This is a genomic window from Patulibacter sp. SYSU D01012, assembly GCF_017916475.1.
Classification (GTDB): Bacteria; Actinomycetota; Thermoleophilia; order Solirubrobacterales; family Solirubrobacteraceae; genus Patulibacter.
This window is the reverse complement of sequence record NZ_JAFMTB010000001.1, coordinates 1,024,918-1,039,174: the sequence shown is the minus strand read 5'-3', so window position 1 is coordinate 1,039,174 and position 14,257 is coordinate 1,024,918. Positions and strand designations below refer to the sequence as shown.

Below are 14,257 nucleotides of genomic sequence, written 5' to 3'. Positions count from 1 at the left end.
CGGAACGCGCCGACCCGGTCGACGCCCCTGCCCCGGCCCCGGCCCCGCACCGCCCCCGCCGCCGCCCCGCCTCAGGCCGGGACGAGGTCCGCGAGGAGCGCGTCCCAGTCCACCAGGAAGCGGTCCAGGCCGAAGCGCTCGAGCGCGTGGGCGCGGGCGCGGGCGCCGCGCTCGCGGGCCAGGTCGGGGTCCGCGAGCAGCTCGCGCACCGTCGCCTCGATCACGTCGGGGCGGTTGGTGACCGTGGCGACGTCGGCGGGGATCGCCTCGGGCGCCTCGGTCGTGGAGAGGGCGACGACCGGCATCCCCAGCTGCATCGCCTCGAGCAGCGACAGGCCGAGCGACGTCCACCGGTTGAGGTGCACGTAGACGCGCCGGCGGGCCATCTCGCGGTGCAGGTCGGCGTGCGGCAGGTCGCCCACGCCGCCGAGCGACTCGGCGTCGATGCCGAACAGGTCGAGCGGCAGCCGCTCGCGAAGGTCCAGGATCAGGTCGGTGCCCGTGACCCGCCCGCGGCGCCGCGCCTCGTTCGCCACGGCCGCGACGCGCGCGAGCTCGCCGGTGTACCGGTGCCCGGGGTCGACGATGCCGTGCTCGATGACGTGGGTCGGGGCGGTGCCGCAGTCCCACATCAGCCGGTTGAAGTGCGTGACGTGCACGATCGGGACGCCCCAGTCGCGCGCGGGGTGCACCAGCTCGGCGATCCGCCCCTGGGGCGCGTTGTGCTCGACGTACACGGCGGGAACGTCGCGCCCGGGCCGCCGCCCGCCGAGCCACTCCGTGGCGAGCTCGAGCTCGTGCGGGCGCTGCAGCAGCACGAGGTCGAAGGGCTCGTCCGCGAGCGCCTCCGGCGGCAGCTCGCGCACCTCGTCCGGCCAGGCGTAGGTGCGCGCGCGACCCACGCCGTCCGGTCCGCGGTCGGGCAGGACCGGGACGACGTAGTCGTGGCCCCCGTGCACGAACCCCGTCGTCCAGGACCCGTGCACGTGCCACAGGAGGATCCTCACGCGGCGACGGCCTCCGCGTCGGCGTCGTGCGTGGCGGGCATGCCCGCGACGTCGCCGTTCTCGGCGCGGTCGCGCATCCGGGTCAGGGCCCGGCGGAGCAGGCGCGACACCTGCATCTGCGAGACGCCGACCTCGGCCGCGATCTCGCGCTGCAGGCGATCCTCGACGAAGCGCATGCGCACGATCTTACGGTCCCGGGCGTCGAGGTCCCCGCAGCACTCGCGGATCAGGTGGCGGTGCTCCGCGCGCACGAACTCGGGATCCACGGCGCCGGTCAGGTCCATCGCGTCGCCGTCCTCGCCGACCGGCCGGTCGAGCGACATCGCGCGGTAGCCCTGGCCGCCGCGCAGGGCCTCCTCGATCCGCTCGGGCGACTCCTCGAGCTCGGCGGCCAGCTGCGCCACCGTGGGCTCGCGTCCCGTCCGCGCCTGCATCCGCGCGGTGGCGCGCTCGACCTTGGCGTCGAGCTCCTGGATCGACCGGGGGACGTGGATCGACCACGAGTGGTCGCGGAAGTGGCGCTTGATCTCGCCGGTGATGTTCGGGGCGGCGAACGAGACGAAGCGGTGACCGGTGGAGGCGTCGAAGCGGTCGATCGCCTTGATCAGCCCGACGCACCCGACCTGGACGAGGTCGTCGAACGGCTCGCCCTTGCCGGAGTAGGGTCGGGCCAGGGAGCGAACGAGCGGGAGCGCGCGCTCCACGAGCTCGTCGCGGGCACGGAGATCTCCGTACCGGTGGTAGCGCCGGAGGAGCGCGAGATCGCGCTGCTCGTTGCGGTTCATGGGGGGACTCCTGTGACGTGCTTGCGGATCACCGCGACGACGAGGAGCCCGAACAGGGGGACCAGCTCCACGACCCGACGGGTCTGCTGCAGGTCATGCCCGTTGCCGTAGCCCTGGGGGCGAGGACCGCTTCGGCGTGCCTGCCCGCACGGAGCAGAGGGACCGATCGGGTCCGGCGACAGCCGGCACGGTCCCACCGTAACACGGTTCACCGGCCCCGTGGGAGCCAGGTCGCGCACCCGCCGGATGGCGCGAATCCCCCGTCCCGTTCTGGACGCGCGGCGCGCTTCCGTCGCGGCGGGTCGGGGTATGAATGGTCCGTTGCCTGCCTTCCCCGAATCCCCGTCTCCGCGTGCGCCCCGGGCGACCGTCCCCGCTCCTGCGCACGCCGTCCAGGACCGCGAGGTCGCCACCTGGCTGGCCCGTCGCCGCCACCACCACGGCGCGTACCCGCTCGAGCGCCTGGCGTCCGTCGCCGACGCCGCGCGGGTCAGCGTCGTGATCCCCGCCAAGCGCACCGCGGACACGATCGGCCGGATCCTCGACGTGACCGTGGCCCCGCTCGTCGCCGCGGGCGTCGTGGACGAGGTCGTCGTGGTCGACGCGGCCTCGGACGACGGCACGGCCCGGGTCGCCGCCGCGCACGGCGCCCGGGTCGTGCAGGAGAGCGCCGTGCGCCCCGACGTGGGCCCGTGCCGTGGGAAGGGCGACGCGATGTGGCGCGCCCTGCACGTGACGGACGGCGACGTCGTCGCGTTCCTGGACGCGGACACCGCCGATCCCGACCCCGCGCACCTGCGCGGCATCGTCGGCCCGCTGCTCACCGACCCGACGGTCGCGATGGTGCGTGGGGCGTTCGACCGGCCGTACCGCACGGCGTCCGGCCGGACCGAGCCGCACGGCGGAGGACGCGTCACCGAGCTGATGGCGCGGCCGCTGCTCAACCTGCACCGGCCGCTGCTGTCGGGGTTCCGTCAGCCGCTGGCCGGCGAGTTCGCGGCGCGACGGACGCTGCTCGAGGCGCTGCCCTTCCCGGTGGGCTACGGCGTCGAGGTCTCCACCCTCATGGACGCCCTGGACCGCGTCGGCCTGGACGCCCTGGCCGAGGTCGACCTGGGCGAGCGGCAGAACCGCCACCAGCCGCTGCGCGACCTGGGCCTGATGGCCTACGCCGTGCTGTGCGCCGTCGAGCGCCGGATCGACCGGGACGCCGCGGCCCCCGTCGGGCTGCGGCTGCCGTGGGAGGACGGCGCCGTGCGCGCGGTGCCCGTCGACGAGCGGCCGCCCGTCGCCGCCGGCCGGGCCGCCACGGGGCCGCGGGACGGGGCGGCCGCGGCCCTGGCGGCGTCGGCGCCGGGGCGGGCCGCGCGGCCGGCCGCGGTGCGGTGCGCCCCGTGACCCGCGCGGCGTACCTCGACCTGGACGGCACCCTGCTGGACCCCGGCGGCCGGATCGTGCCCGACACGCTCCGCGCCGTCGAGCACGTGCGGGCCGCCGGCTGGCTGCCGGTCCTGCTGACCGGTCGGTCGCGGTGGGTGGCCGTGGCGATCGGGCGCACCCTCGGGATCGCGGACGTGATCTGCGAGCTCGGGGCCGTGCTCGTCGTCGACGGGCAGGCGCACGCCGCGATCCCCGGCGCGCTCCCGGTGCCGCGGGAGGCGCTGGTGCGGGCGCTCGCGGCGCTCCCCGCCGAGCAGCACGAGCCCGACGCGCCGCGGATGGCGGGCGTCGTCCTGCGCAGCGCCGCGCCGGCCGAGGCGCTGACCGCCGCGCTGGCGTCCGCCGGCCTGAACGGCTGGCAGGCGGTCGACAACGGCCCGAGCCACCGCCCGCTCGCGGACGGCCGCGCCGCACGCGTCGTCCACCTGCTGCCGACCGGGGTGGACAAGACCGCGGGCCTGCGGCGGCACCTGGCGCACCGGGGCCTGGACGCCGCCGCCGCAGGGGTCGTCGGCGACTCGCCCGCCGACGTCGCGTGCGCCGACGCCGTGCCGGCCACCGTGGTGGTGCGCTCCGCCGACGCGCAGGCCCTGCGGGCCGCGGACGCGCGCGGCCTGCGGGTGACGGACGCGCCCGGGGCGACCGGGGCGCTCGAGGCGGTGCGGGCGCTGACGGCGTCGCGCGCCGCCGTGACCGCCGCGGGGTGAGCGGGCGTCGGCCGGCGCCGTGGTCGCGACGCCGGCCGCTCACCCGGGACGCCCGTACCCGGCCGCCCGCGGCGCTATCGCCCGATCGCGTCGACCCGGCCGGCGGCCGCTCGGCCTCGCGTATCATCGGTCGGACGGGCGGCGTCCTGGCGAGGATCGCTCCTGCCGCGGCGCCCGCCGCTCCCCGTCCCCGTCGCGTCCGCTTGACCTCCGTCCCGCCCGACCCCGTCCCCGAGAGCCCGCTGCAGGCGATCTCGAACGCGCTGGCCCAGATCTACAAGGCCCAGTTCGGTCGGGGCCCGACGAAGATCAGGACGCACTTCGCCGGCCCCGACACGGTCGTCTGCGTCCTCGAGGACACCCAGACGACGGCGGAGCGTCGGCTCGTCGCGCGGGGCGAGTCGCAGCGTCTGCGGGACGCGCGCCTGTTCCTGCAGGCTGCGGCCGAGGACGAGCTGCGCGCGGCGGTGCAGGAGGCGACCGGCCGCGCCGTGCGGGCCTTCGTGAGCGGCTGCGACCCGGCGGCGGACGCGTCCGCCGAGGTCTTCCTGCTCGAGCCCGAGGGCTAGGCCCCGCGGCCGCCCGCGGGCGGGGGCGCGTCCGCGTCCGGCGACGACGGGTCCGCGTCCTCCGCGTGGGCCAGCTCCCCCGCCAGCTCGCCCGCGAGCTCCGCGGCGGCGGCCGCGCGGTCGGCGCGGCTGCCCCGGTCGCGACGCCGCAGCGGGTGGGCGACGCGGCCCGCCATCCGGTCCAGGCGCGCGACGGCGTCCCCGAGCGTGTCGACGTCGCCGGCGATCCGGCCCACCGTCGCGTCCATGCCCTCGAACGCGCCGCGCAGCACGCGGACGTCGGGCGGCAGCTCGCCGAGCTCCTCGCGCAGCGCGTCGACCGCGCCGATGACGCCCTGGACGTCCTCGCGCATGCCACGGACCTCCTGCCGCACGTCGGCCAGGATCGCGACCTCGAGGCGCAGCAGGCGCAGCTCCTCGGGCAGCGCGCGGAGCGACCGCTCCAGGGCCAGCACCGCGTCGAGGGCGGCCTCGACGCGGGGCAGCTGCAGCCGCGGCAGGGTCGGGACGCCGGGGACCGGAACGCGCATCTGCCTCACAGCGTGCCGGTCGGCGGCCCGGCGTGCGTCACGCCGGGGTGCGGTCCCGCCGCGCGGCGGCCTTCGCGGCCACCGCGCGCTCGTCGCCGCCGTGGGCGACCGTGGCGCGGCCGAACGAGCGCCCGAGCGCCCGCACCTCGTCCTCCATCTGCGGCACCATCTTGCGGCCGCGCAGGCGGATCGGCAGGTCGCCGAGCGGACTGATCACGACGGTGCGCAGCGCCTGGAAGACCGCCAGCGAGCGCGGCACGTAGACGCGACGCTTCCGCCGCGCGATGCCGTCGGCGAACGCCACGGCGCACGCCTCGACCGAGGTCGTCGAGCCGAGCGGGCCAGGCAGCTCCTTGCGCGCCTGCCGGAACGTCGGCAGGTCGTCCTCGGTGTCGCGGACCAGGTCCGTGTCGATCCAGCTCGGGTGGGCCGAGCCGACCTTCACGCCCAGGTGGGCAACCTCCAGGCGCAGCACGTTCGCGAACGCCTCCGCGCCGGCCTTCGAGGAGCAGTACGCCGCCATGCCGGGCAGGATCGTGAACGAGGCGAGCGACGCGACGACGAGGACGTAGCCCCGGCGCTCGATCACGTGCGGGAGCGCCGCGCTGACCGTGCGGATGACGCCGTTCAGGTTGACGTCGATCGTCCGGACGAGGGCGTCGGCGGGGTTGATGCGCACCGTTCCGTTGTTCGCGATCCCCGCGTTGGCCATCACGACGTCGATGCCGCCCAGGGCGTCGACGGTGCCGGCGACCGCCGCGTCGACCGCCTCCTGGTCCGTCACGTCCGCCTCGAACCACACGTGGCCGCCGCGGCCCGTCGCGTTCAGCTCGTCCGCCAGCGCGCGCAGCCGATCGGGCTCCATCCCGACGAGCGACAGCCGCGCGCCGCGGCGGGCCAGCACCCGCGCCGTCTCGGCCCCGATCCCGCGCGCCGCGCCGGTGATCAGGACGACCTTGCCCTCCACGCTCTTCCCCATGCGGCGCACCCTACTCCACCGTAGGTAGCGGCGCCACCCGCGGCTACTCGCCAGTAGGCGTACGGGGCCACGGGCGCCAGGACGGCCCGCGGTCCGCTTCCGTCCGTCGCCGGCCGGGTACTCGTCCGGCCATGTCCACCCCATCGACCGCCTCACCGGACGAGGAGCGCGACGACCTCCACGTCTCCCGGGTGATCCTGACGTCGGGCGTCGCGGCGCTCGGCGGCTTCCTCTTCGGCTTCGACTCGTCCGTCATCAACGGCGCCACCGCCGCGATCCGGGACGAGTTCGACCTGAACTCGTTCGTGCAGGGCTTCGTCGTCGCGATCGCCCTGCTCGGCGCCGCGATCGGCGCCTGGTACGCGGGCCGGATCGCCGACCGCTACGGCCGCATCCGCGTCATGGTCATCACGGCCGGCGTGTTCATCCTCAGCTCGCTCGGCTCGATGCTCGCGTTCTCGTGGGTCGACCTGGCGGTGTGGCGCCTCGTCGGCGGCGCGGCGATCGGCTCCGCGTCCGTGATCGCGCCGGCGTACATCGCCGAGATCGCGCCGGCCGGGCTGCGCGGCCGCCTCGGCTCGCTGCAGCAGCTCGCGATCGTCGTCGGCATCTTCGTCGCGCTGCTGTCGGACTACTTCCTCGCCGAGGCGGCGGGCGGCGCCGACCAGGACCTGTGGCTGGGCCTGGAGGCGTGGCGCTGGATGTTCCTGGCGGCCGCGGTGCCGGCGCTCGTCTACGGCGTGCTGGCGCTGCAGATCCCGGAGTCGCCCCGCTACCTCGTCGCCCACGACCGCGAGCGCGAGGCGCGCTCCGTCCTGCGGCGGTTCGTCGGCGGCGACCCGGACAGCCGCATCCGCGAGATCCTCCGCACGCTGAAGGGCGAGGGTCAGGTCCGCGTCCGCGACCTGCGCGGCCCGCGCTTCGGCCTGCTGCCGATCGTCTGGGTCGGCATCCTGCTGTCCGTCTTCCAGCAGGCCGTCGGCATCAACGTGATCTTCTACTACAGCTCCCAGCTGTGGCAGAGCGTCGGCTTCTCCGAGTCCGACTCGATGATCACGAGCGTCATCACGTCGCTGGTGAACATCGTCTCGACGCTCGTCGCCATCGCCCTCGTGGACCGCGTCGGCCGCAAGCCGCTGCTGCTGTGGGGCTCGATCGGCATGTTCGTCACGCTCGGCACGCTCGCCGTCGTGTTCGGCACGGCCCCGGTCGTCGACGGCGACCCCAGCCTGGAGGGCGCCCGCGGCGTGATCGCGCTCATCGCGGCCAACCTCTTCGTCGTCTCCTTCGCGACGTCGTGGGGGCCGGCGGTCTGGGTGCTGCTGGGCGAGATGTTCAACAACCGGATCCGCGCGACGGCGCTCGCGGTCGCGGCGGCGGCGCAGTGGATCGCCAACTTCGCGATCACGACGACGTTCCCGTCCCTCTCGTCCGTGTCGCTCGCGCTCGCCTACGGCCTGTACACGGCGTTCGCGTTCGTCTCGATCGTCTTCGTCTGGAAGGCCGTGACGGAGACGAAGGGCCGCGAGCTGGAGGACATGTAGGCCGGTCCGCGGCTCGGCGCCCCGCCCGCGCGCCGAGCCCCGCGCCCCGACGCCCCGCGCCGGCCGGTGCCCCCGGAACGACGCGCGCCCGCCGGGATCCGGCGGGCGCGCGTGCGTCCGGGGCGCCCGCGCGCGGCGCGGCGCGGGCGGGCGGCGGGGCCGTCCTAGAAGGAGGGGATGACCGACCCCTGGTACTTCTTCTCGATGAACGTCTTCACCTCGGGCGAGTGCAGGAGCTGCTCGAGCTTCTGCACGCGCGGGTCGTCCTGACGGTCCTTCTTGACGACGACGAGGTTGGCGTTCGGGTTGTCCTTCGCGTCCTCGAGCGCCAGGGCGTCCTTCGCCGGGACCAGATCGGCCTCGATGGCGTAGTTGCCGTTGATGACGGACAGGTCGGCGTCGTCGAGCGTGCGCGGCAGGTTGGCGGGGGCGATCGTCTGGAACTTCAGGTCCTTCGGGTTGGACTCGACGTCGCGCGGGGTGGCGTTGGCCGGGGCGTCCGCCTTCAGCGTGATCAGCTTCGCCTGCTGCAGCAGCTTCAGGCCGCGCGCCTCGTTGGCCGGGTCGTTCGACAGCGTCACCGTGGCGCCGTTCGGGACCGCCGCGAGGTCCTTGACCTTCTTCGAGTAGATGCCGAGCGGCTCCAGGTGGACCGGCTTCAGCGCGACCAGGTCGGAGTAGTCCGGGTTGTCCTGCTTCTGGGCGTCCAGGTACGGGACGGTCTGGAAGTAGTTGGCGTCGAGCTTGCCCTCCTGCAGGGCGACGTTCGGCTGGATGTAGTCGTCGTAGGTGACGACGTCCAGCTTCAGGCCCGCCTTCGGCGCGAGCTCCTTCGCGACGTAGTCGAGGATCTCGGCGTGCGGGACCGGGCTGGCGCCGACCTTCAGCGGCGTGTCGGCCGAGGCCTTCGCGCCCGAGCCCGAGTCGGAGTCGTCGCCGCCGCAGGCCGCGAGCCCGAGGCCGAGGATCAGCGCCGCCAGGACGGCGAGCGTCGAGCGGATGCGTACGTGCATGGGTGCTCCTTGGGGTGGGGTCTAGCGGTGCGAGATGCGGCGGACCAGCAGGTCGCCGAGGAACTGGAAGAGCTGGACGATCACCACGAGCAGCACGACGGTGGCGAGCATCACGTTGCCGTCGTAGCGGTTGTAGCCGTAGTCGATCGCGAGGGTGCCCAGGCCGCCGCCGCCGACGGCGCCGCCCATGGCGGAGAAGCCGACGATCGCCACGAGCGTGATCGTCAGGCCCGAGACGAGGCCGGGCGCGGCCTCGGGCAGCAGGACCTTGCGGACGGTCTGCAGGCGCGACGCGCCGGCGGCGCGGGCCATCTCGACGAGGCCGCGCGGGACCTCGCGCAGCGCCGCCTCGACGACGCGCGCGTAGAAGGGCACCATCGCGACCACGAGCGGGACGACGACCGCGCCCGTGCCGAGCGACGACCCGTTGACCAGGCGGGTGAACGGGATGATCGCCGCGAGCAGGACGATGAACGGCACCGACCGGCCGATGCCGACCACCAGGCTGAGCACCGCGTTGAGCGGGGCGACCGGGCGCAGGCCGTCCCGGCCGGTGACGTGCAGCAGGACGCCGAGCAGCAGGCCGAGCACGCCGGTGATCGCGGTCGAGACGACGACCATGTAGAGCGTCTCGCCGATCGCGGGCTTCAGCAGGGGCCAGATCTCGTCCCAGGGGGTGCTGGCGGCCAGGATGCTCATGCGTCCTCCTCGCGGGCGGGGGCGTCGACCAGGTCGGCGATCGCGGGCGGCGGCGCCGCGGCGGCCGGGTCGTCGACGCGCACGGCGTGCAGGCCGAGGGGCGCCACGACGGCGGCGACGTCGGCGGACGGGTCGGCGACCGCCACGGTGGCGTGCCCGACGGAGCGGCCGTCGATCGCCTCGACGTTCGCGCCCAGCAGCCGGACGGGTCCGCCGGTGCCGCGCTCGAGCGCCGACAGCCAGGCGGCGTCGACGTCGGGTCCGGCGTACGTGACGCGCCACGCCGTCTCGGCGTCGGCCCGCGCCGCGGGGCGCACCGGCACGATGCCGCGGCCCAGCGCGGAGTCGGGGTCCGTGACGAGGTCGGCGATCGGGCCCTGCTCGACGATCCGTCCCGCGCGCAGGAGGGCGACGTCGTCGCAGACGTCGCGCACGACGTCCATCTCGTGCGTGATGAGCAGGATGGTCAGGCCCAGGTCGTCGCGCAGGCCGCGCAGCAGGGCCAGGATCGCGTGCGTCGTCTCGGGGTCCAGGCCCGACGTCGCCTCGTCCGACAGCAGCACCTGCGGGCGCAGCGCGAGGGCGCGGGCGATGCCAACGCGCTGGCGCTGGCCGCCCGAGAGCTGGGCCGGGTACGCCGTGGCGTGGTCCGTCAGGCCGACGCGCCCCAGCAGCTCGGCCACCCGCGCACGGCGTTCGGCGCGGCCGACCCATGCGATCTCGAGCGGCAGGGCGACGTTGCCCGCCGCGGTGCGGTTGGAGAGCAGCTGCGCGGACTGGAAGATCGTGCCGATGCCGCGGCGGGCGGCCTGCAGGTCGCTCTCGCCCAGGGCCGTCAGCTCGCGGCCGGCGACCGTCACCGTCCCGGATGTGGGACGCTCCAGCAGGTTCACGCAGCGCGCCAGGGTGCTCTTGCCCGCGCCGCTCGGACCGACGACGCCGGCGATCCGCCCCGCGTCCACGTGGAGCGTGACGTCGTCGAGGACGGTCGCGTCGCGCCCGTCGCGGCGGAAGGTCTTCGTCAGGCGGTCGATGCGGATCACGGTGAGGGACGCGCCGCGCGCCCGCCGAGCGCGGGCCCGCCCGACGCGGACCACCCATAATGACGTAAAGCGGATCAGGATGTCGTGATTCCGCGCACAGGGGTCCGTCCGGCGACCGCTGGTAGCGTCCTCAGGCCCTTGGCTCCGGTCCGCTTCCCCTTCACCGCGCTCGTCGGCCAGGACGATCTGCGACGCGCGCTCCTGATCAACGCCGTCGCCCCCGAGGTGGGCGGCGTGCTCGTCCGGGGCGAGCGCGGCACGGCGAAGACGACGGCCGTGCGCGCCCTCGAGGCGCTGCTGCCGCCCGTCGCGGTGATCGCCGGCGACCCGTACGGCGCGGCGCCCGCCGAGGCCGACCGCTCGCCCAGCCCGGAGGCCCGCGCGTTCGTCGCCGACGGCCGCATGGCGCGGGCGCGCGCGGGCGAGGAGGACGTGCCGGGCGTGCTCGTGCGGCCCGCGTCGCTCGTCGAGCTGCCCGTCGGCGCCAGCGTCGACCGCGTGCTCGGCACCCTCGACCTGGAGCGCGCGCTGCGCGACGGCGACGCCGTGCTGCAGCCCGGCCTGCTCGCCCGGGCGCACCGCGGCATCCTGTACGTCGACGAGGTCAACCTGCTCGGCGACCACCTCGTCGACGTGCTGCTCGACGCGGCCGCCCAGGGCGAGGCCGTCGTCGAGCGCGACGCGGTCTCGGTCCGCCACCCCGCGCGGTTCATGCTCGTCGGGACGATGAACCCCGAGGAGGGGGACCTGCGGCCGCAGCTGCTCGACCGCTTCGGGCTGTCCGTCACCGTCGCGGGCTCGACGGACCCGGCCACGCGCGCCGAGGTCGTCCGCCGGCGGCTGGCCTTCGAGGCGGACCCCGCGGCGTTCGCGGCCCGCTGGGCCGACGAGGAGGCCCGCGTGGCCGCCGACATCGCCGCCGCCACCGAGCGTCTGCCCGGCGTGCGCCTGCCCGAGCGGATGCTGCGCCTGATCACCGGCGCGTGCGCGCGACTCGGCGTCGACGGGATGCGCGCCGACCTGGTCGCCGCGCGCTGCGCGCGGGCGATCGCGGCCCTCGAGGGGCGCGACGAGGTCGCGGAGCAGGACGTCCAGGACGCGCTGCTGCTGACCCTGCCCCACCGCCGCCGCCGCGGGCCGCTCGACCCGCCGGGCCTGGAGCCCGACGAGCTGGACCGCGCGCTCGACGAGGCGCGCGGCGACGAGCCCGAGGAGCCCGCGGGCGCGCCGGACGACGACGGCGACGGCCCCGACGACGACGGCCCCGGCCCGGGTGCCGGCGGCGCCCCGCAGGGTCCGCCGCCGGCCGGCGGTGACGCCCCGCCGCCGCCCCCGTCCGGTCCGCCGCCCGCCCCCGGCCCGCGCGGCGACGCCGCGGGCGCCGCGGACCACGCGCCGACCGCCGACGCGCCGGAGCCCCCGAACGACGCCGACGACGAGGCGCCCGCGCCCGCCGAGGAGCGCGGCGCGCAGCCGCCGGCCGCGGCCGGGGACGAGCTGCCGTTCCGCCCCGGCGCGCAGGCGCGGGAGCGGACGGACGCGCCCGGCGGCGGGGGCGCCGGCACGGGCGTGGGGGCGCTGCTGCAGCTGGCCCGCGGGACGGGCGGCGTCGCCGGCCGCCGCGGGCGCACGGCCGGCGACCACGGGCAGCCCGTGGACGTGCGCGCCCACCGCGGCGGCGACGACGAGCTGGCGCTGCCCGCCACCCTGCGCGCCGCCGCGCTGCGCCGCGCGGCCGCCGGCACGCCCGCCGGCGACCGCCTGCGCGTGCTGCGCGACGACCACCGCGCGCCCGTCCGGGCGGGTCGCGAGGGCACGCTCGTCGTCTTCTGCGTCGACGCGTCGGGGTCGATGGGCGCCCGCCGGCGGATGTCGGCCGTGAAGGACGCCGCCCTGGGTCTGCTCATGGACGCCTACCAGCGCCGCGACCGCGTGGCGCTCGTGACGTTCCGCGGCACCGGCGCCCAGGTCGTGCTCCCGCCGACCGGCTCCGTCGAGCGCGCCGCCGACCGCCTGGCGCGGCTGGCCACCGGGGGCGGCACGCCGCTCGCCGCCGGGCTGGACGCCGCGGGCACGCTGCTCGATGCGCACCGCCGGCGCGACCCCGCGCGGCGCACCCTGTGCGTCGTCGTGACGGACGGCCGCGCATCCGGCGGCAAGGCCGGCCTGGCGGCCGCCGAGCGCGCCGCCGAGGGCCTGGGCCGCCGCGCCGACGGCGTCGTCGTCTTCGACTCCGAGCAGGGCCGCGTGCGGCTGGGCCTGGCGGCGCGGATCGCCGACGCCGCGGGCGCGCGCCTGCTGCCCGTCTCCGTCCTGACCGGCGAGCCCGCGCGCGGCGCCCGCCGCGCGGCCGCGGCGGTGGCCGCGTGAGCGCCGCCGCCGGTCGCCCCGTGGTCGCGGTGGCGGGCCTGCCCGCGCTGCTCGAGCCGGCGCGCGAGCTGCGCGAGGCCTGCACGACCTGCGGCGCGGCGCTGGCCCCCGTCGACCTCGTCGCCGACGCGGCGCTGCCGACGGGCACCGTGGCGCTCGTCCTCGGCGACGGCGCGCCCGTGCCGCACGCCGCCGCCCTGGCCGCCAACGCCGCGCTGCGCGACGCCGTGGTCGCCCATCACCGGGCCGGGCGCCCGATCGTGGCCGAGGGCGCCGGCGTCGCGCTCCTGGCGGCACGCCTGGGCGAGCACCCGATGTGGGACGTGCTGCCCGCCGCCGCCACTCCGGGCCGCGGCGGGGTGCCGGCCGCGGCCGAGCTCGTCGCGGCGTCCGACGGCCCGCTGCACGCCGCGGGCGAGCGGCGGGTCGGCCGGCCCTCCGCCGCGATCGCGCTCGACGTCTCCGCCGGCGCGTCGCCCGCCTGGACCGTCGGCGGCCGCCCCGAGGGCTGGGCCGCCCCCGGCCTGCACGCCAGCCTGGTCGTCGTGCCCTGGACCGCGACCCGCCTCGCCCGCCTGCTCGACGCCGCCGGAGCCGCCCGATGACCGACGCCCCCGCCCCGACCCCCGACGACGCGCCGGCGTCCGACGGCACGCCCGCCGCCGCCCCGACGGGCCGCGTGGTCTTCGTCGGCGCCGGCCCGGGCGCCGCCGACCTCATCACCCTGCGCGGCGCGCAGGCGCTGGCCGCCGCCGACGTCGTCGTCTGGCCGCGCAGCCTCGTCCCGCCCGAGGTGATGGAGCACGCGCGCGCGGACGCCGAGGTCTTCACGAGCGACGACCACACGCTCGAGGACGTCATCCAGCTCTTCGCGCGTGCCCGCCGCGAGGGGCTGACCGTCTGCCGCCTGCAGTCCGGCGACCCGTCGATCTACGCGACGCTCCACGAGCAGATCAACGCCTGCCGGCGGATGGGGCTGCCGTACGAGATCGTCCCCGGCGTCGGCTCGCTGTCGGCGCTGGCCGCCGCGCTCGGGCAGGAGCTGACCGTGCCCGAGGTGGCGCAGTCGCTCATCCTCACCCGCCGCGCGGTGCGGGTGCCGATGCCCGAGAACGAGGACCTCGTCGGCCTGGCCGGCCACGGCACGACGATGGCGCTCTACCTGTCCGTCCGCCGCCCGCGCGAGCTGCAGGCCGATCTGCTGAGCGGCGGCTACGCGCCGGAGACGCCGGTGGCGATCGGCTTCCGCGTCTCGTGGCCCGACGAGCTGCTGCTGCGCTGCCGCCTGGACGAGCTCGCGGCGACGCTGAAGGAGCACCGGATCACGACGCAGGCGCTCATCGTCCTGGGCCCGGGCCTGGCGGCGGACGAGGAGGAGCGGCGCTCGCACGTCTACCGCCCCACCTACGGGCACCGCTACCGCCGGCTCGGGTCGCCGCAGCGGTACAAGCAGGCGCCGGCCGACGCAACGCCGGCCGACGAGCCGCCCGGCGCCTCCGGCGCGTAGGCCGGCGCCCCCGCGGCGCGCGGGCGTCCGCGTCGCGCGGCTCCGCGCCGCCGCGGCCCGCGCC

General features: G+C 76.8%; 14 protein-coding genes. 7 read left to right on the top strand and 7 right to left on the bottom strand.

Annotation, left to right across the window (positions count from 1 at the left end):
• Nucleotides 1-71 precede the first annotated feature (71 nt).
• Together J3P29_RS20650 and J3P29_RS04600 are read right to left on the bottom strand one after the other, a co-directional pair.
• A complete protein-coding gene (locus J3P29_RS20650; RefSeq protein ID WP_210491855.1) occupies nucleotides 72-1,007 on the bottom strand; it encodes a glycosyltransferase in 936 nt (311 codons plus the stop codon).
• Nucleotides 1,004-1,792 (bottom strand): SigB/SigF/SigG family RNA polymerase sigma factor, encoded by a 789-nt coding sequence (locus tag J3P29_RS04600; protein ID WP_210491854.1) that lies wholly within the window; start codon nucleotides 1,790-1,792, stop codon nucleotides 1,004-1,006. Before J3P29_RS04600 ends, J3P29_RS20650 begins: the two co-directional genes overlap by 4 nt.
• A gap of 321 nt (nucleotides 1,793-2,113) precedes the next feature.
• Between J3P29_RS04600 and J3P29_RS04595 the strand changes: the two genes are divergently transcribed.
• From J3P29_RS04595 to J3P29_RS04585, 3 genes are all read left to right on the top strand, one after another.
• Nucleotides 2,114-3,190, top strand: coding sequence for a glucosyl-3-phosphoglycerate synthase (locus tag J3P29_RS04595; RefSeq protein WP_210491853.1), 1,077 nt, complete (start codon nucleotides 2,114-2,116; stop codon nucleotides 3,188-3,190).
• Nucleotides 3,187-3,939 (top strand): HAD hydrolase family protein, encoded by a 753-nt coding sequence (locus J3P29_RS04590; RefSeq protein WP_210491852.1) that lies wholly within the window; start codon nucleotides 3,187-3,189, stop codon nucleotides 3,937-3,939. Before J3P29_RS04595 ends, J3P29_RS04590 begins: the two co-directional genes overlap by 4 nt.
• A 203-nt stretch (nucleotides 3,940-4,142) precedes the next feature.
• Nucleotides 4,143-4,508 carry a Na-translocating system protein MpsC family protein gene (locus J3P29_RS04585; protein ID WP_210491851.1) on the top strand — a complete coding sequence of 122 codons (366 nt, stop codon included), beginning with the start codon at nucleotides 4,143-4,145 and terminating at the stop codon, nucleotides 4,506-4,508.
• Here the strand turns inward: J3P29_RS04585 and J3P29_RS04580 are convergent.
• A complete protein-coding gene (locus J3P29_RS04580; RefSeq protein ID WP_210491850.1) occupies nucleotides 4,505-5,038 on the bottom strand; it encodes a hypothetical protein in 534 nt (177 codons plus the stop codon). The two genes, J3P29_RS04585 and J3P29_RS04580, sit on opposite strands and share 4 nt — an antisense overlap.
• Before the next feature lie 37 nt (nucleotides 5,039-5,075).
• Nucleotides 5,076-6,017 (bottom strand): SDR family oxidoreductase, encoded by a 942-nt coding sequence (locus J3P29_RS04575; protein WP_210491849.1) that lies wholly within the window; start codon nucleotides 6,015-6,017, stop codon nucleotides 5,076-5,078.
• 131 nt (nucleotides 6,018-6,148) lie between these two features.
• Between J3P29_RS04575 and J3P29_RS04570 the strand changes: the two genes are divergently transcribed.
• A complete protein-coding gene (locus J3P29_RS04570; protein WP_210491848.1) occupies nucleotides 6,149-7,561 on the top strand; it encodes a sugar porter family MFS transporter in 1,413 nt (470 codons plus the stop codon).
• 164 nt (nucleotides 7,562-7,725) lie between these two features.
• Here the strand turns inward: J3P29_RS04570 and J3P29_RS04565 are convergent, their stop codons facing one another.
• From J3P29_RS04565 to J3P29_RS04555, 3 genes are read right to left on the bottom strand one after another with little or no spacing between them, the layout of a single operon-like run.
• Nucleotides 7,726-8,574 (bottom strand): MetQ/NlpA family ABC transporter substrate-binding protein, encoded by an 849-nt coding sequence (locus J3P29_RS04565; RefSeq protein WP_210491847.1) that lies wholly within the window; start codon nucleotides 8,572-8,574, stop codon nucleotides 7,726-7,728.
• A 21-nt stretch (nucleotides 8,575-8,595) separates the two neighbouring features.
• Nucleotides 8,596-9,273 carry a methionine ABC transporter permease gene (locus J3P29_RS04560; RefSeq protein WP_210491846.1) on the bottom strand — a complete coding sequence of 226 codons (678 nt, stop codon included), beginning with the start codon at nucleotides 9,271-9,273 and terminating at the stop codon, nucleotides 8,596-8,598.
• Nucleotides 9,270-10,316: an ATP-binding cassette domain-containing protein gene (locus tag J3P29_RS04555; protein WP_349239764.1), complete on the bottom strand. Its 1,047-nt coding sequence runs from the start codon at nucleotides 10,314-10,316 to the stop codon at nucleotides 9,270-9,272. The genes J3P29_RS04560 and J3P29_RS04555 overlap by 4 nt, the downstream gene beginning before the upstream one ends.
• A gap of 138 nt (nucleotides 10,317-10,454) precedes the next feature.
• Here J3P29_RS04555 and J3P29_RS04550 point away from each other — a divergent pair, with 138 nt between their 5' ends.
• Genes J3P29_RS04550 through cobM form a run of 3 tightly spaced genes read left to right on the top strand, consistent with a single transcriptional unit; the run spans nucleotide 10,455 to nucleotide 14,193 of the window.
• Nucleotides 10,455-12,686, top strand: a complete 2,232-nt coding sequence (locus J3P29_RS04550; protein ID WP_210491844.1) for a VWA domain-containing protein — start codon at nucleotides 10,455-10,457, stop codon at nucleotides 12,684-12,686.
• Complete coding sequence (locus tag J3P29_RS04545; RefSeq protein ID WP_210491843.1) at nucleotides 12,683-13,291, top strand: hypothetical protein; 609 nt, start codon at nucleotides 12,683-12,685, stop codon at nucleotides 13,289-13,291. Before J3P29_RS04550 ends, J3P29_RS04545 begins: the two co-directional genes overlap by 4 nt.
• Complete coding sequence (gene cobM / locus J3P29_RS04540; protein WP_210491842.1) at nucleotides 13,288-14,193, top strand: precorrin-4 C(11)-methyltransferase; 906 nt, start codon at nucleotides 13,288-13,290, stop codon at nucleotides 14,191-14,193. Before J3P29_RS04545 ends, cobM begins: the two co-directional genes overlap by 4 nt.
• Nucleotides 14,194-14,257 lie beyond the last annotated feature (64 nt).